At 35.8% G+C, this 20,055-nt stretch carries 21 protein-coding genes and 2 pseudogenes; 12 read left to right on the top strand and 11 right to left on the bottom strand.

The window, feature by feature from the left end:
* The 8 genes from CAO17_RS15330 to CAO17_RS15365 all read left to right on the top strand — a co-directional run bounded on the left by CAO17_RS15330 (position 1) and on the right by CAO17_RS15365 (position 9,475).
* The gene (locus CAO17_RS15330) at positions 1-639 is read left to right on the top strand and encodes a phosphoribosylanthranilate isomerase (RefSeq protein WP_085993509.1); all 639 of its coding nucleotides are present in this window, start codon (positions 1-3) and stop codon (positions 637-639) included.
* Positions 632-1,813, top strand: coding sequence for a tryptophan synthase subunit beta (gene trpB, locus CAO17_RS15335; RefSeq protein WP_179152035.1), 1,182 nt, complete (start codon positions 632-634; stop codon positions 1,811-1,813). Before CAO17_RS15330 ends, trpB begins: the two co-directional genes overlap by 8 nt.
* Positions 1,814-1,815: 2 nt before the next feature.
* Entirely contained in the window at positions 1,816-2,607 is a 792-nt protein-coding gene (trpA, locus tag CAO17_RS15340; RefSeq protein ID WP_085993511.1) for a tryptophan synthase subunit alpha, read from the top strand.
* Positions 2,608-2,887: 280 nt separating this feature from the next.
* A complete protein-coding gene (locus CAO17_RS15345; protein ID WP_143833770.1) occupies positions 2,888-3,733 on the top strand; it encodes a lipoate--protein ligase family protein in 846 nt (281 codons plus the stop codon).
* On the top strand, positions 3,726-4,661 hold the full coding sequence (gene lipA / locus CAO17_RS15350) for a lipoyl synthase (protein ID WP_085993512.1): 936 nt from the start codon (positions 3,726-3,728) through the stop codon (positions 4,659-4,661). The genes CAO17_RS15345 and lipA overlap by 8 nt, the downstream gene beginning before the upstream one ends.
* 183 nt (positions 4,662-4,844) lie before the next feature.
* Positions 4,845-6,599 carry a sigma-54 interaction domain-containing protein gene (locus CAO17_RS15355; RefSeq protein WP_085993513.1) on the top strand — a complete coding sequence of 585 codons (1,755 nt, stop codon included), beginning with the start codon at positions 4,845-4,847 and terminating at the stop codon, positions 6,597-6,599.
* 264 nt (positions 6,600-6,863) lie between these two features.
* Positions 6,864-7,853, top strand: a complete 990-nt coding sequence (speB, locus tag CAO17_RS15360; protein ID WP_085993514.1) for an agmatinase — start codon at positions 6,864-6,866, stop codon at positions 7,851-7,853.
* Positions 7,854-8,017: 164 nt separating this feature from the next.
* Entirely contained in the window at positions 8,018-9,475 is a 1,458-nt protein-coding gene (locus CAO17_RS15365; RefSeq protein ID WP_085993515.1) for a YjiH family protein, read from the top strand.
* Between the two features lie 319 nt (positions 9,476-9,794).
* Here CAO17_RS15365 and CAO17_RS15370 read toward each other — a convergent pair whose 3' ends face one another.
* From CAO17_RS15370 to CAO17_RS15380, 3 genes and pseudogenes are all read right to left on the bottom strand, one after another.
* A complete protein-coding gene (locus CAO17_RS15370; RefSeq protein ID WP_085993516.1) occupies positions 9,795-10,004 on the bottom strand; it encodes a heavy-metal-associated domain-containing protein in 210 nt (69 codons plus the stop codon).
* An 86-nt stretch (positions 10,005-10,090) separates the two neighbouring features.
* Positions 10,091-10,612, bottom strand: coding sequence for a Dps family protein (locus CAO17_RS15375; protein WP_085993517.1), 522 nt, complete (start codon positions 10,610-10,612; stop codon positions 10,091-10,093).
* Positions 10,613-10,791: 179 nt separating this feature from the next.
* Positions 10,792-11,410, bottom strand: a pseudogene (locus CAO17_RS15380) (HAD-IC family P-type ATPase); the annotation flags it as partial.
* A 325-nt stretch (positions 11,411-11,735) separates the two neighbouring features.
* Between CAO17_RS15380 and CAO17_RS15385 the strand changes: the two are divergent.
* Positions 11,736-12,074 carry a thioredoxin family protein gene (locus tag CAO17_RS15385; protein ID WP_085993518.1) on the top strand — a complete coding sequence of 113 codons (339 nt, stop codon included), beginning with the start codon at positions 11,736-11,738 and terminating at the stop codon, positions 12,072-12,074.
* A gap of 19 nt (positions 12,075-12,093) precedes the next feature.
* Here CAO17_RS15385 and CAO17_RS15390 read toward each other — a convergent pair whose 3' ends face one another.
* The 4 genes and pseudogenes from CAO17_RS15390 to CAO17_RS15405 form a co-directional block, all read right to left on the bottom strand.
* Positions 12,094-12,774: a hypothetical protein gene (locus CAO17_RS15390; RefSeq protein WP_218775574.1), complete on the bottom strand. Its 681-nt coding sequence runs from the start codon at positions 12,772-12,774 to the stop codon at positions 12,094-12,096.
* Between the two features lie 156 nt (positions 12,775-12,930).
* Complete coding sequence (locus CAO17_RS15395; protein WP_085993516.1) at positions 12,931-13,140, bottom strand: heavy-metal-associated domain-containing protein; 210 nt, start codon at positions 13,138-13,140, stop codon at positions 12,931-12,933.
* Between the two features lie 86 nt (positions 13,141-13,226).
* Entirely contained in the window at positions 13,227-13,748 is a 522-nt protein-coding gene (locus CAO17_RS15400) for a Dps family protein (RefSeq protein WP_085993517.1), read from the bottom strand.
* Between the two features lie 179 nt (positions 13,749-13,927).
* A pseudogene (locus CAO17_RS15405) lies at positions 13,928-14,546 on the bottom strand (HAD-IC family P-type ATPase); the annotation flags it as partial.
* A gap of 325 nt (positions 14,547-14,871) precedes the next feature.
* Between CAO17_RS15405 and CAO17_RS15410 the strand changes: the two are divergent.
* A complete protein-coding gene (locus CAO17_RS15410) occupies positions 14,872-15,210 on the top strand; it encodes a thioredoxin family protein (RefSeq protein WP_085993518.1) in 339 nt (112 codons plus the stop codon).
* A 19-nt stretch (positions 15,211-15,229) separates the two neighbouring features.
* Here the strand turns inward: CAO17_RS15410 and CAO17_RS15415 are convergent, their stop codons facing one another.
* From CAO17_RS15415 to CAO17_RS15430, 4 genes are read right to left on the bottom strand one after another with little or no spacing between them, the layout of a single operon-like run.
* The gene (locus CAO17_RS15415) at positions 15,230-16,459 is read right to left on the bottom strand and encodes a hypothetical protein (protein ID WP_085993520.1); all 1,230 of its coding nucleotides are present in this window, start codon (positions 16,457-16,459) and stop codon (positions 15,230-15,232) included.
* Positions 16,460-16,473: 14 nt separating this feature from the next.
* Positions 16,474-17,307 carry a hypothetical protein gene (locus CAO17_RS15420; RefSeq protein WP_085993521.1) on the bottom strand — a complete coding sequence of 278 codons (834 nt, stop codon included), beginning with the start codon at positions 17,305-17,307 and terminating at the stop codon, positions 16,474-16,476.
* Positions 17,304-17,993 carry an ATP-binding cassette domain-containing protein gene (locus CAO17_RS15425; RefSeq protein WP_085993522.1) on the bottom strand — a complete coding sequence of 230 codons (690 nt, stop codon included), beginning with the start codon at positions 17,991-17,993 and terminating at the stop codon, positions 17,304-17,306. The genes CAO17_RS15420 and CAO17_RS15425 overlap by 4 nt, the downstream gene beginning before the upstream one ends.
* Complete coding sequence (locus CAO17_RS15430) at positions 17,986-18,369, bottom strand: GntR family transcriptional regulator (protein WP_085993523.1); 384 nt, start codon at positions 18,367-18,369, stop codon at positions 17,986-17,988. The genes CAO17_RS15425 and CAO17_RS15430 overlap by 8 nt, the downstream gene beginning before the upstream one ends.
* Positions 18,370-18,734: 365 nt before the next feature.
* Between CAO17_RS15430 and CAO17_RS15435 the strand changes: the two genes are divergently transcribed.
* Both CAO17_RS15435 and CAO17_RS15440 read left to right on the top strand, forming a co-directional pair.
* Positions 18,735-19,496, top strand: a complete 762-nt coding sequence (locus CAO17_RS15435) for an exodeoxyribonuclease III (protein ID WP_085993524.1) — start codon at positions 18,735-18,737, stop codon at positions 19,494-19,496.
* Between the two features lie 48 nt (positions 19,497-19,544).
* Positions 19,545-19,943 (top strand): VOC family protein, encoded by a 399-nt coding sequence (locus CAO17_RS15440; protein WP_085993525.1) that lies wholly within the window; start codon positions 19,545-19,547, stop codon positions 19,941-19,943.
* Positions 19,944-20,055 lie beyond the last annotated feature (112 nt).

Below are 20,055 nucleotides of genomic sequence, written 5' to 3' on the forward strand. Positions count from 1 at the left end.
GTGCTCGTTAAAATTTGCGGAATTCAAAACGTAGAGACAGCCGAGGCCGCTATTACATCCGGAGCTGATTTTATTGGTTTTGTTTTTGCTGATAGCAAGCGGAAAATCACTCCGGAGAAAGCAGCAAATATAGCTAAAGTTATCCCATCTTCCGTAAAGAAGGTCGGGGTATTCGTAAATGAAGAGGTAGATAGAATAAAAGCTATCGCACAACACGTGGGATTAGATTATATCCAATTGCACGGGGATGAATCACCATCCATAGCAAAAGATCTTCCATATAAAATTATTAAGGCCTTTTCGGTGGACCCTAACAAGCTTCAAGACATTCAAGATTATCCATGCGATTATTATTTATTGGACAGTCCCAAAGGAAAATATCGTGGCGGAAATGGAAAAACCTTCGACTGGAGATTATTAGAAAAAGTCTCTCTTAGTTCAAAAAAAGTAATCTTAGCCGGTGGTTTATCTACCACAAACGTGGAGCAGGCAATCCAGCTCACCCAACCTATCGGAGTAGATGTTTCTAGTGGCGTTGAAACAAATGGAAAAAAGGATCAACAAAAAATGATGGATTTTATAAAAGCAGCTAAAAAGACAAGAAAGGATGATTCCATTGGCAACATACACCATGCCTGACAAAAAAGGGCGATACGGAAAATTTGGAGGACAATATGTACCAGAATTACTTATGCCGGCATTAATTGAATTAGAAAAAGCTTATGAGGAAGCTATTAATGATTCTTCCTTTACAGAAGAACTAAACTATTATTTAAAACAGTATATTGGTCGAGAAACACCTCTTTACTTTGCGGAACAGCTTACGAAACAAATTGGTGGACCTAAAATTTATTTAAAACGGGAAGATTTAAATCATACTGGTGCACACAAAATAAACAATACTATCGGCCAGGCACTACTAACACAAAGAATGGGTAAGAAAAAGGTTGTTGCGGAAACTGGTGCTGGTCAACATGGTGTGGCTACCGCAACAGTTTGCGCCCTTCTTGGACTGGAATGTATCGTTTTCATGGGAGAGGAAGATATACGTCGTCAAAAATTAAACGTCTTCCGTATGGAACTATTAGGTGCTGAAGTTCGTGGTGTTGCACAGGGGAGTGGAACATTAAAGGATGCAACCAATGAAGCATTACGCTATTGGGTTGGTCATGTGAAAGATACCCATTATATTCTCGGCTCAGCTGTTGGACCACATCCATTTCCTAAAATCGTTCGTGATCTACAATCTGTTATCGGAAAAGAAACGAAAAAACAAATTTTAGAACAAACGGAAGCATTACCAAATGCCATTGTTGCGTGTGTTGGTGGTGGAAGTAATTCCATTGGTATGTTCCATCCATTTATCGAAGAGGAAAATGTAAGGTTATATGGGGTGGAGGCTGCTGGTATGGGAGTCAATACGGATAATCATGCTGCTACCTTAACGAAAGGAAGTCTTGGAATTTTACATGGAACGTTATCCCACCTACTTCAAGATGAACATGGACAAATTGAAGAAGCCTTCTCCATCTCAGCAGGTCTTGACTATCCTGGTATCGGCCCAGAGCATAGTCACCTTCATGATACGAAACGGGTAACATATGTTCCAATTACGGATGAGCAAGCACTGGAAGCTTTTCAAATCTTATCCAAAACAGAAGGAATTATTCCTGCCTTAGAAAGTGCTCATGCCGTTGCATATGCGATGAAGCTAGCAAGAGAAATGGAACAGGATGAAACACTTATCATTTGTCTATCTGGACGTGGGGATAAAGATGTCGAACAAGTGAAAACCAGATTGGAGGAACAATAACTATGGGGAAACAGAAGTTAGAACAAACGTTACAAGAAAAGCAAGCAGCCAATCAAAACTTATTTGTACCATATATCATGGCTGGAGATGGCGGGCTTGATATCTTAGAGGACAGAATTAATTTTTTAGCAGAGAGTGGTGCTTCTGCTATCGAACTTGGAATCCCTTTTTCCGATCCAGTTGCTGATGGTCCAACCATTCAATCAGCCGGAACACGAGCTTTAGAGAATGGAACAACCTTAAAGGGAGTACTTAAAGTCTTAAAATCTTTTAAAGAGAAACGCTCCATCCCGATTATTTTAATGACCTATATGAATCCTATTTATATACATGGCGTAGATGAGTTTGCGAAGGATTGTGCTAATTCAGGTGTAGATGGCATCATCATTCCTGACCTACCTATGGAAGAAGAAACTCTTGTTTCTAACAGTCTATCTGAACAGGATATCGCATTTATTCGTCTAGCTGCAATGACAAGTCCAGAAGAAAGATTAATGGAAATTGCCAAACGCTCAGAAGGTTTCCTTTATGCCGTTTCCGTAATGGGGACAACAGGAGCAAGAAAATCACACAGTGGTGAAGTACATCAATATTTGGAAACATTGAAAAAACATAGCTCTGTTCCTGTATTAGCGGGCTTTGGTGTTTCCAACGCGGAGCAAGCACATGAACTTAGCGAACATTGTAATGGTGTGATTGTTGGAAGTAAAATTGTTAATTTACTTTATAAAGGAAAATCGGATAATGTAAGAAAATTGATTAAAGATTGCATTAATGAAAGGATAAAAGCATAATATTTTGAGTATTATAGTTTCCAAAATTTTCAACCCGTTTATCTTTACTAAAAATTCCCAAATTGGTACGATTATTTTGTAATCTATTAGCACTTAGGGAACTATAATGGCTGAGAATAACAATGTTAATTGTCTAAACCCTTCCACCCCCGATAGTTCTCTAGGGTAAGTGCAATCTTAATATTTAAACGTGTCATATTTTTTCTGTATACAGACAACTGCACTAGTGAACTCGAGTGCAGTCGTTTGTAGTTTTGCTAACTTACGAGGAGGTGATTACTTGCAAGAGGAATGGTTGTTTTTAAATAGTGGATACGAAGATGCCGCTATCAACATGGCCTTAGATGAATGTTTATTAAACTGGCATAGCGAAGGGGAAATCCCACCAACACTACGATTCTATGGATGGAATAAGCCTACATTATCAGTTGGACAGTTTCAGAAGGTTCATAGATCCATAAATTTTGAAGCAATACATAACTATCATTGCCAGTTTGTCCGTCGCCTAACAGGTGGGAGTGCTGTATTGCATGATAATGAGTTAACTTACAGTATTGTTGTTTCTGAGGATCACCCGGCTATTCCTGCATCAATCCGTGAAGCTTATTATGTTTTATCACAAGGGCTCTATGAAGGGTTTAAGAACCTAGGGATTCAAGTGGACTATGCCATGCCAGATAGAAAGGATACTATGGAAAGAACAGCAGTCTGTTTCGAAAAAGCTGCATTCTATGAAATGATAGTTAATGGAAAAAAATTATCGGGAAATGCCCAAACAAGAAAAAATGGCGTTTTACTCCAACATGGGTCCATTCCTATGAGCTTGGATACCGATATGCTCTATGATTTATTCCGCTTCCCTTCCGAAAAAATCAAACAAAGAAAGCGGGAAGCTTTTCAAAGGAAAGCAACGACTATTGATGAGCTTACTAATCAATCACACACCTATGACATGATGAAAAATGCTTTTTACCAAGGGTTTCAAAAGGGATTAAACATCACTCTCCATCCTTTTGAACTAACCACACAACAATGGGAACAGGTACATCAACTAGCTGAGACAAAATATAGCCGGGAAGAGTGGAATTACAAACGTCTATTAAAGGAGTCTATAAAAAATGTCTAAACAAGAAGAATATGTTCGTAAACCTGAATGGCTTAAAATTAAATTAAATACGAATAAATCGTATACTGGATTAAAAAAATTAATGCGTAAGAATAGGTTAAACACTGTATGTGAAGAAGCAAGATGTCCTAATATTCATGAATGCTGGAGTGAACGACAAACAGCAACATTTATGATCTTAGGTGACACCTGTACACGTGGCTGTCGATTCTGTGCCGTAAAAACTGGATTACCGAATGAACTTGATTGGGGAGAACCACAACGAGTAGCAGATTCTGCGAAGATTATGGGATTAAAGCACGTTGTTGTAACCGCCGTCGCACGTGATGACCTTAAAGATGGCGGTGCTGCAGTTTTCGCTGAAACCGTTCGAGCTATCCGCAGGGAAAACCCTGGTTGCACCATTGAAGTTTTACCTTCCGATATGAAGGGTGATTATGAGAGTCTGCATACACTAATGGACAGTGAACCGGATATTTTCAATCATAATATTGAAACCGTTCGAAGATTAACCAAAAAGGTTCGCGCCATTGCTCAGTATGACCGTTCCTTACTGTTATTACAGCGTGTAAAAGAAATTGCACCAAACACGCCTACCAAATCAAGTATTATGGTTGGATTAGGAGAAACCAAAGAGGAACTTATTGAAGCAATGGATGACTTGCTTGCACATGATGTAGATATTGTAACAATTGGCCAATATCTACAACCTACGAAGAAACATTTAAACGTAGAACGTTACTACCATCCGGATGAATTTGCTGAGTTAAAAGAAATTGCACTTAAGAAAGGATTTAAGCATTGTGAAGCAGGTCCTTTAGTCAGATCATCTTACCATGCGGATGAACAAGTAAGCGCCGCTTCTAAACAGAATAGAATTAAGTACATGAAGGGTATTGAGGAACAGGAAGAGAAGCAAATTTTTTAATCTTAAAAATTTGTATTATAGACTAATAAAGTGCTCCATCCTTAAGTAGGATGGAGCACTTTTAAATCTTATAAGCTCTAGTATGCAATTGGCTAATAATTTTAAATTTATAGTTTTTATTCATACCCCAGCATTTTTACATGATATAATGGAAACTAAATTATACGGAAAGAGGTAGAAACAATGTTATTTCACCAAATTCCTTTTAATAGAAATACGTACGTTAGTATAGAAGATATGAAATCCGCTAAAAGTGCGATGAATAAATTCTTTATGAATAACACATGGTTCCTTCCAGCTGTAGAAAACGGAAGCTTAGTTGGTATTGTGAATGGATATAAGCTTATAAAAGACTCAGAAAAGGATCAATCGAATGATAGTTGCATTCAAACAAATATTGTTAAGGCGTATATAAATGATAAAGTAGATTCTTATCTTAATCTAAAACAACAAATTCTTCCCATCGTCTCAAAAAATGAAAGTTATATTGGTTATGTCGAAGTGAAACGATTACAAGATATAGAACGCTTAGGAAATGAACTGTACAATGTAAGTCAACGGTACCACGATTTAGAAGAGGAGTATAATATTGTACTTAAGTCGTCTAAGGATGTTATACATATTATTGATGATAAAGGCGTTACCTTAAGAATAAGTGATTCTTGTGAAACCATTGATGGGATAAAAAGACAAGAAGTAATTGACAGGAATCTCCAAGAGATGGTTGAGGATCTTGTATACTCCAAATCAGTTGCCTTAGAAGTGATAGAAAAAAGTAAATCTATAACAATAGTTCAAAAAGTACATAATGGGAAAGAAATCATTGCTACCGGTACCCCTTTTTTTAAAAATGGAAAACTATTTAGAGTTATAGTAAATGCCCGAGATATTACTGAACTTAATGCACTAAAAAATGAATTTAAAGAAGTTCAACAAATGAAAAAGGAACTTCAACTCTTTCGTTCTGAACAGATGAAGTTGAATGATATTATCGTATCTAGCAAAAAGCTACAAGAAGTTTATAAATTAGCCTCAAGAGTTGCCTCAGTTGACTCTACTGTACTCATCTATGGTGAATCTGGTGTTGGGAAAGGTGTTCTTAGCAAATTTATTCATCAACATAGTAACCGAGTAAAGCAACCCTTTATTAAAATTGATGTTTCCGCAATTCCAGAAGCACTATTAGAATCTGAACTGTTCGGGTATGAAAAAGGTGCCTTTACAGGAGCTGATACTAAAGGTAAAACAGGATTGGTAGAACTTGCTAATAAGGGGACTTTATTTTTAGATGAGATTGGAGAGCTACCAATAAATTTACAATCAAAAATTCTGCGTCTTTTCCAAGATAAAGTATTCTTTAAAGTTGGAGGTAAGAAACCGATACATGTGAATATACGGATAATTGCTGCAACGAATCAAAATTTAGAGGAAATGGTAAAGAAGAAAATGTTTAGGCAAGATTTGTATTATCGTCTTAATGTTATACCTCTTAGAATTCCCCCATTGAGAGAACATCAAGAGGATGTCCAACCAATTATCTTTCATCATCTAAATAAAATCAATAAAAAATATAACTGTAAGAAAAAAATTAGTACAGTGGCAATGGATTGCTTACTGCAATACCATTGGCCAGGTAATATCCGGGAACTTGAAAACATGATAGAACGTCTTATTGTTTTGTCTGAGGGGGATATAATTCAGAAACATGAATTACCTGAAAAAATTCTAAATGCTAAAAACCATTCGCACACATTAAATGAAGATTCACAGATACAAGATATGTCCTATAAAACAATAATGAATAATCATGAAAGGAAACTTTTATTATCCATTAAATCCAATTCTTCTAGTGTAAAAGATATGGCAATAAAACTAAAATTAGATCCCAGTACCGTTCGTAGGAAGTTAAATAAACATAAAATAAATCTCAACTTTTAAGAAATTTAAAGACGGACTTCTGAAAAAGGCAAAGTTGCATTATTAAGGCAATTTTGCCTTTTACTATATTTTACTAGGCTTCTATAGAAAATTAATTCAAACACTGAAGCAATTTTGCGCGATTGAATTATATCTACTTATAGAAAACCTCGCTAAGACACCAACCTTATGCCTATTTAAAAGTTGGCATGAATATTGCATGTAATAAGTAAACGGAAGCAAAGTTTCATTTGTTACAAAATATTACATGTATGGGGTGTTAGTATGGTCAATCAAAATGAAAAACAAATTTTAAATCTTCCTTTCACTGGTATTTGCTCATTTGGTAAATATCCAATCTGTCAAGACTTGGAAAACCTTAGTGCGGATGTTGCAGTTATAGGCGTTCCAAATGATATGGGTACACAGTGGAAATCTGGTGCTAGAATGGGACCAAGAGGGATACGTGAAGGATCTACACTTTATAGTTTCGGTTTAGATGGGGCCTATGACATTGAAAAGGATGAAATGTATCTTGGACCGAAGTGGAATGTTGTTGATTGTGGAGACGTAGATATGGTGCATGGCGATTTAGATCAATGTCATGAGAATACCGAAGAAGCCATTCGAAAAATTGTATCTAAAGGGGCTTTACCTGTGGTTTTAGGTGGCGATCATTCAATTACAATCCCAGTTGGGAGGGCTTTAGAGAACTTGGGGCCGTTTCATGTTATTCAGATTGATGCCCATTTAGATTGGGCAGATCATCGTTCGGGTCAGCGAAATGGACATGGAAATTGTATTCGACGACTTTCTGAGATGGATCACGTAAAGGAAATATTTCAATTCGGTATTCGTGGAATAAGTAGTAGTACAAAAGAGGATGTAGATGCGGCTAGAGATTATGGAAGCACGATTCTATCACCACGTCAAATGAGAAAAATGGGATTAGAAGAAGTGTTGGATCTATTACCTAAGGGAGAGCGTTATTATATCACGATTGATATTGACGGCTTAGATCCTTCCGCGGCTCCAGGAACTGGCACACCCTCTCCGGGAGGATTTCTGTATGATGAGGTAAATGAATTAATTGAAGGGATTACACAAAGAGGTGAAGTAATTGGGTTCGACCTAGTTGAAGTAGCTCCTCCTTATGATCACACTGGAATTACAAGCCAAGTTGGTGCTAGGATTAGTCTTGATCTTCTTAGCTTTATTTTAAAAGAAAGAGAAAGGTCTGAAAATAAACAAGTGCTTGTGTCTAATAATAAGTAATACAGAGATTAGATTACGGGGAAAGCGAAACTTACATTGTGACTGATTCGCGCTTCATACCCCGTAATCTATATATCTACTGTTATATATTTTTCATCATAAATAATGAATGCGGTTACAAGTTTAAGATGAACTAAAGATTTTGAAAAATAGGAGGGATGCAAATGAAGAGTGCAAGTGAAATACAAGGTGTAGGTAAGAACAATATCCAAGCCAAGGAAGGACAACCTATAGCAATAGATAGGATCAATTTAAATAGAAAAGAATATTCGATAGGTTTAACTCGTGCCCTATTTTTTACCTCTATAGCATTGATGATCTTTTTTATCCCCCTTACGATTGATGGGAAAACAGAAATTTTATTTGGGTTTATTTACAACTTTCTTATCGATTTATTTGGTATTGTCGGGGTTTGGTTATTATCTATCATTACAACAGGAAATGCTTTAGCATTTGTTTTTGGAAGATTGATAGCAAAAGGAGATTCAAATATAAAAAGGTTTTATGCAGAGGATTCTTTCGTTCATTTGTTCATCTATGTTTTAGCATCTGTTTACTCTATTTTATATACGCTTCATGCCTCATTTGGGTTATTTAATGGTGCCGATATCATTGTTGGATCTGCAACGGGAGAAGTGATTATCGGAATAGCACTGCAGGTAAAATGGGTAATTATTCTAGGTGCTATTTTTATCCCTTTCCTTCTAAATTATGGCTCTATTGACTTTGTAGGAACAATTGTAGAACCAATTATGAGACCTTTTTTAAAGGTTCCCGGGAAAAGTGCTGTCGATGCCATTTCGTCTTTTATGACATCCTCATCCGTAGCTGTCCTAATTACAAATGAATTATATAAATCAAAGGTATATACTGCTAGAGAAGCCACTATTATTGCAACATGTTTTAGTGCAGTAAGTGTGGGATTTGCTGCCGTAGTTATTGACACAGCAGGGTTAATGGAACACTTTGTAACCGTGTTTTTCTCATCTCTTCTTATAGCGTTTATTGTTGCTTTTATTGCTGTTCGAATTCCACCATGGTCAAAAAAGTCAAATGTATATATTGATGGAACGGCACAAACAGAAAAAGATAGATTAGGAAGTGAAAAGTTCGAACGGGGTATGCTGAAAAAAGCTACTCATCGATTTGTTAAACAAGGATATGTTGGTGGAAATATTTTTAAAGAAACTAGTAAAAGCTTATCGGAAGGTTTAGTGGTTCTTCCAAAGGTTATGTGCATGTTAATAGCAATTGGTATTACTTGTTTGATTATAGCTGAAAACACTCCTGTGTTCGATTGGATCGGTACATTGTTTATTCCATTACTGCAAATCTTAAATGTCCCAAATGCGGTCGAAATTTCTCCTGCTATAACAGTAGGTATTGCAGAAATGTTTTTACCTGTATTGTTTATTGCCGATATGGTGGGTTCATTAGATATAGGTGCAAGATATTTCATTACAGCGCTGTCTATGGTTCAGATCATTTTCTTCTCAGAAACTGGTGCTGTTATTATGTCAACTAAGTTACCTGTAAAACTTTGGGAATTAGTGGTTATTTTCTTTATCAGAACGATAATTGCTATACCTATCGTTGCTTTATTTATGCACATTTTGTTTTAATTAAGAAGAAAGAGACTGGGACATAACTTTAGTATTTAACTCAAAAGACGAATAACGCACTACTTAGCGGAGAAAATATACGTAGACTCCTTGAAAATACAAACCAATTTTCTGCGTGCGATGATTCGCTGCCGAAGCGTTCCTTGTCCTGCGGGATGAGAGGCCTAGGTGAGACACCGTAGTGCGTTAGCACGAAGGGGGCTCATCAGCCGTCCTAAGGTGCGCGAAGTATATTTCCGTAGCGGTTTTTATCCACCAATAACGTTTGGCTTCTACTTAGAGAAAATACTTTTGTCCCAGTATATTTCCATCTACCCCATTATTGAATTACCGGATATCCTAATTTCTCAATTATTTCCTTTATTTGTTCTGGTCTTACTGTTTCTTCATTAAATGTAGCCTTTACTTTACTGGAATTAAATAGTATTCTTGCTTCTTCGACTCCATCCACTTTTCCTAGTTTCATTTCGATCTTCTTCATACAAGATGGACAAGTTAGTGGTTCTAATTGAAATTTAGCCGTTGTCATATGCGTCTCTCCCTCGTTCTATGATACTTTCATTATAAGGCTACTCTATGAATCATTCCTTGACTTAGCTCAAGTTTTGAAGTACATTATTCCCTTTCTTCTCCAACCACAGCATCTTTTCTTAGAAAGGCTTGTAGCATCCAAATGTTGTTATCCAAACCATTTTTATAATTGATTAACATATCCTCTGTCACGGCATCACTTTCCTCTCCAGCTAACTGAATAGCTTTTACGGTGACATCACGAATAGTACGATAATCAGCTACTAAATTCTCAACCATTTTTTCAGCTGATAGTTTTTCATCATAGACTTGTTCTGTTATAGAAGAATACTCCAGATACTCTGTTAATGTAGAAAATGGCTTGTCCCCCTTTGCTAGTAAACGTTCTGCAAAATCATCAAAATATTGGTTTACTTCGTTATGTAGTTGTTCAAATTTTTCATGTAACGTAAAGAAATGAGGTCCTTGTACATACCAGTGATATTGGTGAAGTTTTACATATAAAACTCCTAAGTTTGCAACAATATGGTTAACCATAAAATTAGCAGTTGGTTGGTTATGTGGATGTCCTTCTTTGTGATGATTGTAAGTTTGTACTTGATTCATTTTTCATTCCTCCTGATTTTTATAAAGATTATTTATTTAACATGCAGTTAGATATGGTTGATTCCTTGTACTGTGCGACCATTTCACACATTTTCACGTGTCTCTCGATCAAGAATCTTCATACGGTAACAAACTTTTTCTGAATTCTTATTCCTCCTCTTTAATATAGGCAAAACTATTTACGCAAGATTTACCTGTAATCGGTTAAAACGAATTAGTCTCATCGCATTTAAAATAACAAGTAGGACACTAGCTTCATGAATAAACATTCCAGAAGCTAGATGAATGGATCCTTCGAGAACTCCTGCTAATAATACTATTACGGTACTAGCAGCGAAGAATGTGTTTCATATTACGGATAGTTGCTTTAGATAAAGAGTAAGCATGAGAGAATTGCATCAGCTTATCTGCCATTAGGACGACATCTGCTGTTTCCATCGATACATCTGTTCCACCCTCCCCCATTGCTATGCCAATATCGGCTGTTGCTATAGCTGGTGCATCATTAATGCCATCACCTGCCATTGCAACAACATGTCCTCCTTCTTTCAGTTTCTTAACATATTCCACTTTGTTTTCAGGTAATAATTCAGCGTGATATTCATCTATACCCAATTTACGGGAAACTAAATCAGCGGTATGCTTGTTATCTCCAGTGAGCATGACAATTTTTTTGACGCCATTCTTTCTCATTTGTGCTAATGCTCGTGGTGCATCTTCACGAATTTGATCTGCAATCGAAAAAATACCAGCTATTTCTCCATTTATTGCAGCAAAGACAGCTGTATTCCCGTAGCGGTATAGTCGCTCTAACAAACTCCACCAAGTCACGTCGCATTTTCTTTCAACTACACAGCTTTCAGTTAACAAAAATTAAAATAGCTATAAACAAAAAAAGGAAAGCCAGGGGAACGGGCTTTCCAAGGAAAACGAATCATGGATCGAAGGAAAAAACTCATCTAAACCATCTTGTGTCTAGATGTACTATATATATATTCTCTTATAGAGAAACCGTATAGTTTGCCTTTCCCAAGATATATGTGTAATTATTTTAGCCAAATAAGCTAGAAATCGACTAGGCTGGTATACTGTAGGTAAAATATCATTTTCCGAGGTGACATGTATGAGACAATTTAAAGACTTAACTAAAATGAAGGAAATTGAGCATTTTATTCATAACCATCAACTTTCTCTCTTATATATTTCCAAGCCAAATTGCAGTGTATGCCATAGTCTTCTACCACAGGTTCAAGAGCTGATGGACAAATACCCAGAAATTCAATTAGGTCATATTAATACAGCAGACGTTGAGGAAGTAGCAGGTCGCTTTGATATTTTTACAGTTCCGGTACTCCTGCTTTTTTGGGAAGGGAAGGAATATCTTCGAGAAGCTCGTATCGTTCACATGGATTTGTTGGAAGATAAATTGGATAGAATATATAAAAACGTGGTTGGCGAATAGTAGCCAACCACGTTAGTTACTACTTGATTTTAATATCAAAAATATCTAAATAATAATCATCTGTTTGTTCTTTTTCATGTTGAAAAGTGATGTTACCTTCATATAGTAAGTTTTCAGTCGATAAATCTACTACATAAACCATAGCTTGTTTCTGATCAGAGTTCACAAGATAAAGTTTATCATTTGTCATTTCTATCACATTATTCTGGTACATTTTATTTTTCGTTGTTTGTATATCAAATGTACTAAATTCCTTATTAGGGATACTGTAGGCATTTACTTTTAGATTATTGTCTGATGTATCTATAAAATAAATGGAATCCCCTTTTACATAGTTTCTGACATTTTCACCATCAACTTCATCAGGTAAATCCGTTATCTCTACTATTTCATTTGTATTATATTGATAGGCAACATATTTTGATTCTTCACTTGTTGCAGAATGAAATCTATGACCCTTCATTTGTGCAACATTAAAAACAAAATAATTTACCGTCCCAATACCGTACGAACCACTTACCTCCCCAATATGAGTCCATTCTGTATTTGTTCCACCTTCCGTTGATAAAATAACCTCATCACTTATTAATTCTTGGGTTTCTACATCTATTCGATAGACATGCACCTCTTCTTTTTCACCCGGGTTACCATGCCCATAGCTACGAGCCATAACAACTAGTTCATCCTGCACCATTTGCACATCTAATATATTGATTAAATTATAGACCTCTGTCTCCGAGATTTTTANGTCCTAAGGTGCGCGAAGTATATTTCCGTAGCGGTTTTTATCCACCAATAACGTTTGGCTTCTACTTAGAGAAAATACTTTTGTCCCAGTATATTTCCATCTACCCCATTATTGAATTACCGGATATCCTAATTTCTCAATTATTTCCTTTATTTGTTCTGGTCTTACTGTTTCTTCATTAAATGTAGCCTTTACTTTACTGGAATTAAATAGTATTCTTGCTTCTTCGACTCCATCCACTTTTCCTAGTTTCATTTCGATCTTCTTCATACAAGATGGACAAGTTAGTGGTTCTAATTGAAATTTAGCCGTTGTCATATGCGTCTCTCCCTCGTTCTATGATACTTTCATTATAAGGCTACTCTATGAATCATTCCTTGACTTAGCTCAAGTTTTGAAGTACATTATTCCCTTTCTTCTCCAACCACAGCATCTTTTCTTAGAAAGGCTTGTAGCATCCAAATGTTGTTATCCAAACCATTTTTATAATTGATTAACATATCCTCTGTCACGGCATCACTTTCCTCTCCAGCTAACTGAATAGCTTTTACGGTGACATCACGAATAGTACGATAATCAGCTACTAAATTCTCAACCATTTTTTCAGCTGATAGTTTTTCATCATAGACTTGTTCTGTTATAGAAGAATACTCCAGATACTCTGTTAATGTAGAAAATGGCTTGTCCCCCTTTGCTAGTAAACGTTCTGCAAAATCATCAAAATATTGGTTTACTTCGTTATGTAGTTGTTCAAATTTTTCATGTAACGTAAAGAAATGAGGTCCTTGTACATACCAGTGATATTGGTGAAGTTTTACATATAAAACTCCTAAGTTTGCAACAATATGGTTAACCATAAAATTAGCAGTTGGTTGGTTATGTGGATGTCCTTCTTTGTGATGATTGTAAGTTTGTACTTGATTCATTTTTCATTCCTCCTGATTTTTATAAAGATTATTTATTTAACATGCAGTTAGATATGGTTGATTCCTTGTACTGTGCGACCATTTCACACATTTTCACGTGTCTCTCGATCAAGAATCTTCATACGGTAACAAACTTTTTCTGAATTCTTATTCCTCCTCTTTAATATAGGCAAAACTATTTACGCAAGATTTACCTGTAATCGGTTAAAACGAATTAGTCTCATCGCATTTAAAATAACAAGTAGGACACTAGCTTCATGAATAAACATTCCAGAAGCTAGATGAATGGATCCTTCGAGAACTCCTGCTAATAATACTATTACGGTACTAGCAGCGAAGAATGTGTTTCATATTACGGATAGTTGCTTTAGATAAAGAGTAAGCATGAGAGAATTGCATCAGCTTATCTGCCATTAGGACGACATCTGCTGTTTCCATCGATACATCTGTTCCACCCTCCCCCATTGCTATGCCAATATCGGCTGTTGCTATAGCTGGTGCATCATTAATGCCATCACCTGCCATTGCAACAACATGTCCTCCTTCTTTCAGTTTCTTAACATATTCCACTTTGTTTTCAGGTAATAATTCAGCGTGATATTCATCTATACCCAATTTACGGGAAACTAAATCAGCGGTATGCTTGTTATCTCCAGTGAGCATGACAATTTTTTTGACGCCATTCTTTCTCATTTGTGCTAATGCTCGTGGTGCATCTTCACGAATTTGATCTGCAATCGAAAAAATACCAGCTATTTCTCCATTTATTGCAGCAAAGACAGCTGTATTCCCGTAGCGGTATAGTCGCTCTAACAAACTCCACCAAGTCACGTCGCATTTTCTTTCAACTACACAGCTTTCAGTTAACAAAAATTAAAATAGCTATAAACAAAAAAAGGAAAGCCAGGGGAACGGGCTTTCCAAGGAAAACGAATCATGGATCGAAGGAAAAAACTCATCTAAACCATCTTGTGTCTAGATGTACTATATATATATTCTCTTATAGAGAAACCGTATAGTTTGCCTTTCCCAAGATATATGTGTAATTATTTTAGCCAAATAAGCTAGAAATCGACTAGGCTGGTATACTGTAGGTAAAATATCATTTTCCGAGGTGACATGTATGAGACAATTTAAAGACTTAACTAAAATGAAGGAAATTGAGCATTTTATTCATAACCATCAACTTTCTCTCTTATATATTTCCAAGCCAAATTGCAGTGTATGCCATAGTCTTCTACCACAGGTTCAAGAGCTGATGGACAAATACCCAGAAATTCAATTAGGTCATATTAATACAGCAGACGTTGAGGAAGTAGCAGGTCGCTTTGATATTTTTACAGTTCCGGTACTCCTGCTTTTTTGGGAAGGGAAGGAATATCTTCGAGAAGCTCGTATCGTTCACATGGATTTGTTGGAAGATAAATTGGATAGAATATATAAAAACGTGGTTGGCGAATAGTAGCCAACCACGTTAGTTACTACTTGATTTTAATATCAAAAATATCTAAATAATAATCATCTGTTTGTTCTTTTTCATGTTGAAAAGTGATGTTACCTTCATATAGTAAGTTTTCAGTCGATAAATCTACTACATAAACCATAGCTTGTTTCTGATCAGAGTTCACAAGATAAAGTTTATCATTTGTCATTTCTATCACATTATTCTGGTACATTTTATTTTTCGTTGTTTGTATATCAAATGTACTAAATTCCTTATTAGGGATACTGTAGGCATTTACTTTTAGATTATTGTCTGATGTATCTATAAAATAAATGGAATCCCCTTTTACATAGTTTCTGACATTTTCACCATCAACTTCATCAGGTAAATCCGTTATCTCTACTATTTCATTTGTATTATATTGATAGGCAACATATTTTGATTCTTCACTTGTTGCAGAATGAAATCTATGACCCTTCATTTGTGCAACATTAAAAACAAAATAATTTACCGTCCCAATACCGTACGAACCACTTACCTCCCCAATATGAGTCCATTCTGTATTTGTTCCACCTTCCGTTGATAAAATAACCTCATCACTTATTAATTCTTGGGTTTCTACATCTATTCGATAGACATGCACCTCTTCTTTTTCACCCGGGTTACCATGCCCATAGCTACGAGCCATAACAACTAGTTCATCCTGCACCATTTGCACATCTAATATATTGATTAAATTATAGACCTCTGTCTCCGAGATTTTTACTTGAAAAGTCATTTTATCATTTGTTTCTTTATCCAATAATTCAATTTCTAGCTTGCCGTTATGATCGGGGTCGAACCCAAAAGGACCGGCATATGCTAAGACTTTATCATTTTCAAAGAATGTTGAGGTACTTCCCCCTTTTCCACGCATAAAATTACGATACTCTTCTTGCAGCCTTTCAATCGTAGCATTCCTATTCATACCTGACATCTGGTCCAAATAGGACTTTTCTTCTTGATAGACAGTTCCTTCCTTCGTAATCTCTAGGTGTTCATATAGTTCTTCCAATGTACCAGCTTTCACCTTTGTCAGGGGCTGATTAGGATTAACGGCTCCGTACTGGCCAGTAATTGTAATACCTTCTAATGCTTTTTCATCACCATTTACGGTTTCTATAACAAACTCAGGAAACTCACTTTTTGCGAGTGCACTTTGTACATAGTGAGCACCTATTCCAACAACAATCATTATGGAAATAAAAATAACCTTCCAATACCGCATGCTTTCCCTCCTCATCACACGTTAATTCTACGGTTTAATAAATAGTTACTTATCCAAATAGATAATCCAATTACTAGTATTCCTAAAATGGTCTCCAGGATAAGAATTTCGGATAGATAAAAATATCCTACCTCCATAAACACTTCTACCAAAATAGGAAACATAAACAATATTTGTGCTAAGAAATAGTAGATGACACCAAACACAATCCCCTTTATCCGAAAGCTTCTTTCAAATAAAATAGCCGTAAACAAAATGAATACTTGCATAAATCCAATCCCATAGTTGATTAAAAATTGAATAAAGCTGTCAGGAACAATAATTTGTAAATAAGGATTGTGGGTCACCAAATATGTCACCGTTAAATCTGTCCTTAAATCCAAAGGTACAATCCACTGAAGAAGGGTCTGTTCAATTGGCAGTAAAATTAACTGTATACCGACTAATCCCAATACCATTAAAAAGATGGCACTCGATTTTGCCAAGAAAATATTTAATCTTGCAGTTGGTAGCATGAATAACCGGTAAGCAAATGTATTTTTTCCAAACCAATCCCTATACCAAATAAGAAAACAATAAAAAATTAATGCGGCTGCTGATAATGCAATAGGAATCATAAACAAGCTTGTGTTCATAAATCTATCCATACTCATGGTTCCATGTTGTAACACAGCATCTTCTATGGACATTGAATTCTCATACATTGCTTTACTTATACCATCAAGGTATTGTCTTGATTCAATAATAACACCAGCGATTTGCACAGCAATGACCATTCCAATTAAAACAAAGTAAACTTTGATAAATCGTTTCAATTCAAAATCTACTAATTTCAAGTAGTTCTTCATTGCTTGTAAACCTCCCTCATTACGTCCACGACAGACTTTCCTTCCTCTTCTCGAACTACTTCCGTACGAAAATCTCTTACAACCACACCATCATCCAATAGCACAACCTTATCGATTAAATGCTCAATATCGTTTATTTCATGTGTGGTGATAATAACACCACGGTCTTCCACCAAATGGCTCGTAAAGACCTCGGCTATTTGTTCCCTACTAAAAATATCAATACCAGAGAAGGGTTCATCCATCAGTAAATAGTCCACATCTAATGCCAGACCGAGTAGTAAATTTACCTTTGCTGTATTCCCCTTTGACAGACTCGATATCTTATCCTCCTCTTTTAAACGGAAAAATTGCAGTAATTCTTGTGCTCGCTCTTCGTTCCAAGTTTTATAAAAATCCTTCATAAAACCTGTTGCTTCCTTAATGGTCATTTGAGGGAGCATCGTAATGGCATCTGGAATAAAGGTGATTTTTTCATAGCTTTCTTTCGTGAGCTTGTTACCATCAATTAGTATTTCGCCGCTTTTAATCGGTGTTAAATTCATAATTGCATTCATAATGGTTGTCTTACCGGCACCATTAATTCCTATTAAGCAAGTAATCTCCCCCTTATCTGCTGTAAATGAAACACCCTTTAATACTTTTTTTAAACCAAAGTTTTTCTTTACTTCCTTTACTTCAATCATTTGTCTCCCCCTCTCCTTCGTTATATTTTTCCTTAATTAATCCAACGACTTCTCCAATTGGAATATTCATAGGACGAATCGCCGTAACAAAAGTATCCACCGCTTCGGAAATTAATTCCTCACGAACAGAGTGAAGTATTTTCTCATCTCTTGTAATCTTACTTGGGCTATTACCTTCCGTAAAAATCAAAGCCGCTTCCTCCATTTCCTTATACGCACGCTGCGCTGTATTTGGATTAATCTTCAATCGATTAGCCAATTCCCTTCGTGATGGGATTTCCTGTCCAGGCTCTAAATTCCCTGTCGCAATCTGTTCCTTAAAAAGACGAACAACTTGTACATAAACCGGATCCCTTTTATTAAAAGTTACTTTCATAGCAACCACTCCTATGTCTTGTTGATGTGCTTGCAGTGTATTAAACAATTAGTACACTAAATGTAAAAAACATAGTGTATTAACCCTTTCATACACTTGTTGCAAAATAATGTGTATGAATCAATTAGTACATCCTGTGTTGTATTATATGGTTAATACACTATCATAGTCAACCTATCATTTAAAATTTATCGCAGAATAAGGTGCATTAATCCCTCTACCGATTGAGGATTCACTTTATTTTCGACAAATTCATTCCTAAATATTCCCCAGGCAATAAAATCCGTCATCTATAGACATAGTACACCAGCAAAACCTATGTTAGAATCATACTATTGATTAATAGTAGAAGAGGAGATTTTACTATGAAACTTGTATCCTGGAATGTGAACGGATTACGCGCATGCGTCCGTAAAGGATTTTTAGATTACTTTAATGAAATAGACGCAGATATTTTCTGTGTACAAGAAATAAAGCTACAGGAAGGACAAATAAATTTAGACCTTGAAGGGTATTATCAATATTGGAATTATGCAGAGAGAAAGGGATATTCTGGAACGGCCGTTTTCACTAAGAAAAAGCCACTTTCTGTTTCTTATGGTGTTGGAGATGCAGACAAACAAGAAGAAGGAAGAATTATCACATTAGAATATAAGGAGTTTTATTTAGTAAATGTCTATACTCCAAATTCTAAAAGGGACTTAACTAGATTGGACTATCGTCTTGAATGGGAAGATGAGCTGTATGATTACTTACAATCATTAAATGAGAAAAAGCCTGTTATCTATTGTGGAGATTTAAATGTCGCACACCAAGAAATTGATTTAAAAAACGATAAAACCAATCACGGAAACTCTGGTTTCACCAAAGAAGAACGTGGAAAAATGTCACGATTACTGGAATCTGGATTCATCGATACGCTTCGCTATTTTTACCCAGAAAAAGATGATATATACACTTGGTGGTCCTATATGAAAACGATTCGTGAAAGAAATATTGGTTGGCGAATTGATTACTTGATTGTTTCGGAAAGATTAAAGGACTACTTAATAGACTCTCAGGCACACACAGATATTATGGGAAGTGACCATTGCCCTATCATGCTTGAATTTCACGAACCTAAATAGTTTTATTCTCGTATAAATTAGGAATACTATTTTCAAGGAGGATTTATAATGAAAAAACTTGTACCACATATTCGTATAGAAAATTGTAAAGAAGAAATGGAATACTACCAAAAAATATTTGGCGGGAAAATTAAAAACACCCAATTAGCAGATGGTATTGAAATGTTTAAAGGGCAAGAAGGGAAATATATTCACGGCGAATTACATATCAATGAAAACTGCATCATTTACTTTACAGATACATTGGACCAAGAATTTATCAATGGAAATAACATACTTTTCGGGCCTGACCTTGATAGCGAAGAAGAGATTACCCGCATTTATCATGCTTTAGCAGAAGATGGAGAAATTCAAATGGAATTGCAAGATACCTTCTGGGGAGCTAAACATGCCATTGTAAAGGACAGAAATGGTATTAGCTGGGAGCTTAACTATACGAAGGAATAATGTTAGTAAGGGTTGATTACCGTAGTTAGCTACTTATTAAATACTACAATAGTAAGCTGGTGTTGAAACAATTATCAGAGGCTGAGACATAACTAAAGTATTTAATTCAAAA

The sequence above is a fragment of the Oceanobacillus senegalensis genome (genome assembly GCF_900176885.1).
In the GTDB taxonomy this organism is placed as follows: Bacteria; Bacillota; Bacilli; order Bacillales; family Amphibacillaceae; genus Oceanobacillus; species Oceanobacillus senegalensis.

Excerpts from the sequence above, each read along its gene's own strand:
- CAO17_RS15425 (WP_085993522.1), bottom strand. The coding sequence starts at position 17,993 with ATGATTGAAGTAAAGGAAGTAAAGAAAAACTTTGGTTTAAAAAAAGTA.
- trpB (WP_179152035.1), top strand. The coding sequence starts at position 632 with ATGCCTGACAAAAAAGGGCGATACGGAAAATTTGGAGGACAATATGTA.
- CAO17_RS15410 (WP_085993518.1), top strand. The coding sequence starts at position 14,872 with ATGAGACAATTTAAAGACTTAACTAAAATGAAGGAAATTGAGCATTTT.
- speB (WP_085993514.1), top strand. The coding sequence starts at position 6,864 with ATGGTCAATCAAAATGAAAAACAAATTTTAAATCTTCCTTTCACTGGT.
- CAO17_RS15435 (WP_085993524.1), top strand. The coding sequence starts at position 18,735 with ATGAAACTTGTATCCTGGAATGTGAACGGATTACGCGCATGCGTCCGT.
- trpA (WP_085993511.1), top strand. The coding sequence starts at position 1,816 with ATGGGGAAACAGAAGTTAGAACAAACGTTACAAGAAAAGCAAGCAGCC.
- CAO17_RS15440 (WP_085993525.1), top strand. The coding sequence starts at position 19,545 with ATGAAAAAACTTGTACCACATATTCGTATAGAAAATTGTAAAGAAGAA.
- CAO17_RS15400 (WP_085993517.1), bottom strand. The coding sequence starts at position 13,748 with ATGAATCAAGTACAAACTTACAATCATCACAAAGAAGGACATCCACAT.
- CAO17_RS15385 (WP_085993518.1), top strand. The coding sequence starts at position 11,736 with ATGAGACAATTTAAAGACTTAACTAAAATGAAGGAAATTGAGCATTTT.
- lipA (WP_085993512.1), top strand. The coding sequence starts at position 3,726 with ATGTCTAAACAAGAAGAATATGTTCGTAAACCTGAATGGCTTAAAATT.
- CAO17_RS15430 (WP_085993523.1), bottom strand. The coding sequence starts at position 18,369 with ATGAAAGTAACTTTTAATAAAAGGGATCCGGTTTATGTACAAGTTGTT.
- CAO17_RS15365 (WP_085993515.1), top strand. The coding sequence starts at position 8,018 with ATGAAGAGTGCAAGTGAAATACAAGGTGTAGGTAAGAACAATATCCAA.
- CAO17_RS15395 (WP_085993516.1), bottom strand. The coding sequence starts at position 13,140 with ATGACAACGGCTAAATTTCAATTAGAACCACTAACTTGTCCATCTTGT.
- CAO17_RS15370 (WP_085993516.1), bottom strand. The coding sequence starts at position 10,004 with ATGACAACGGCTAAATTTCAATTAGAACCACTAACTTGTCCATCTTGT.
- CAO17_RS15375 (WP_085993517.1), bottom strand. The coding sequence starts at position 10,612 with ATGAATCAAGTACAAACTTACAATCATCACAAAGAAGGACATCCACAT.
- CAO17_RS15415 (WP_085993520.1), bottom strand. The coding sequence starts at position 16,459 with ATGCGGTATTGGAAGGTTATTTTTATTTCCATAATGATTGTTGTTGGA.
- CAO17_RS15420 (WP_085993521.1), bottom strand. The coding sequence starts at position 17,307 with ATGAAGAACTACTTGAAATTAGTAGATTTTGAATTGAAACGATTTATC.
- CAO17_RS15355 (WP_085993513.1), top strand. The coding sequence starts at position 4,845 with ATGTTATTTCACCAAATTCCTTTTAATAGAAATACGTACGTTAGTATA.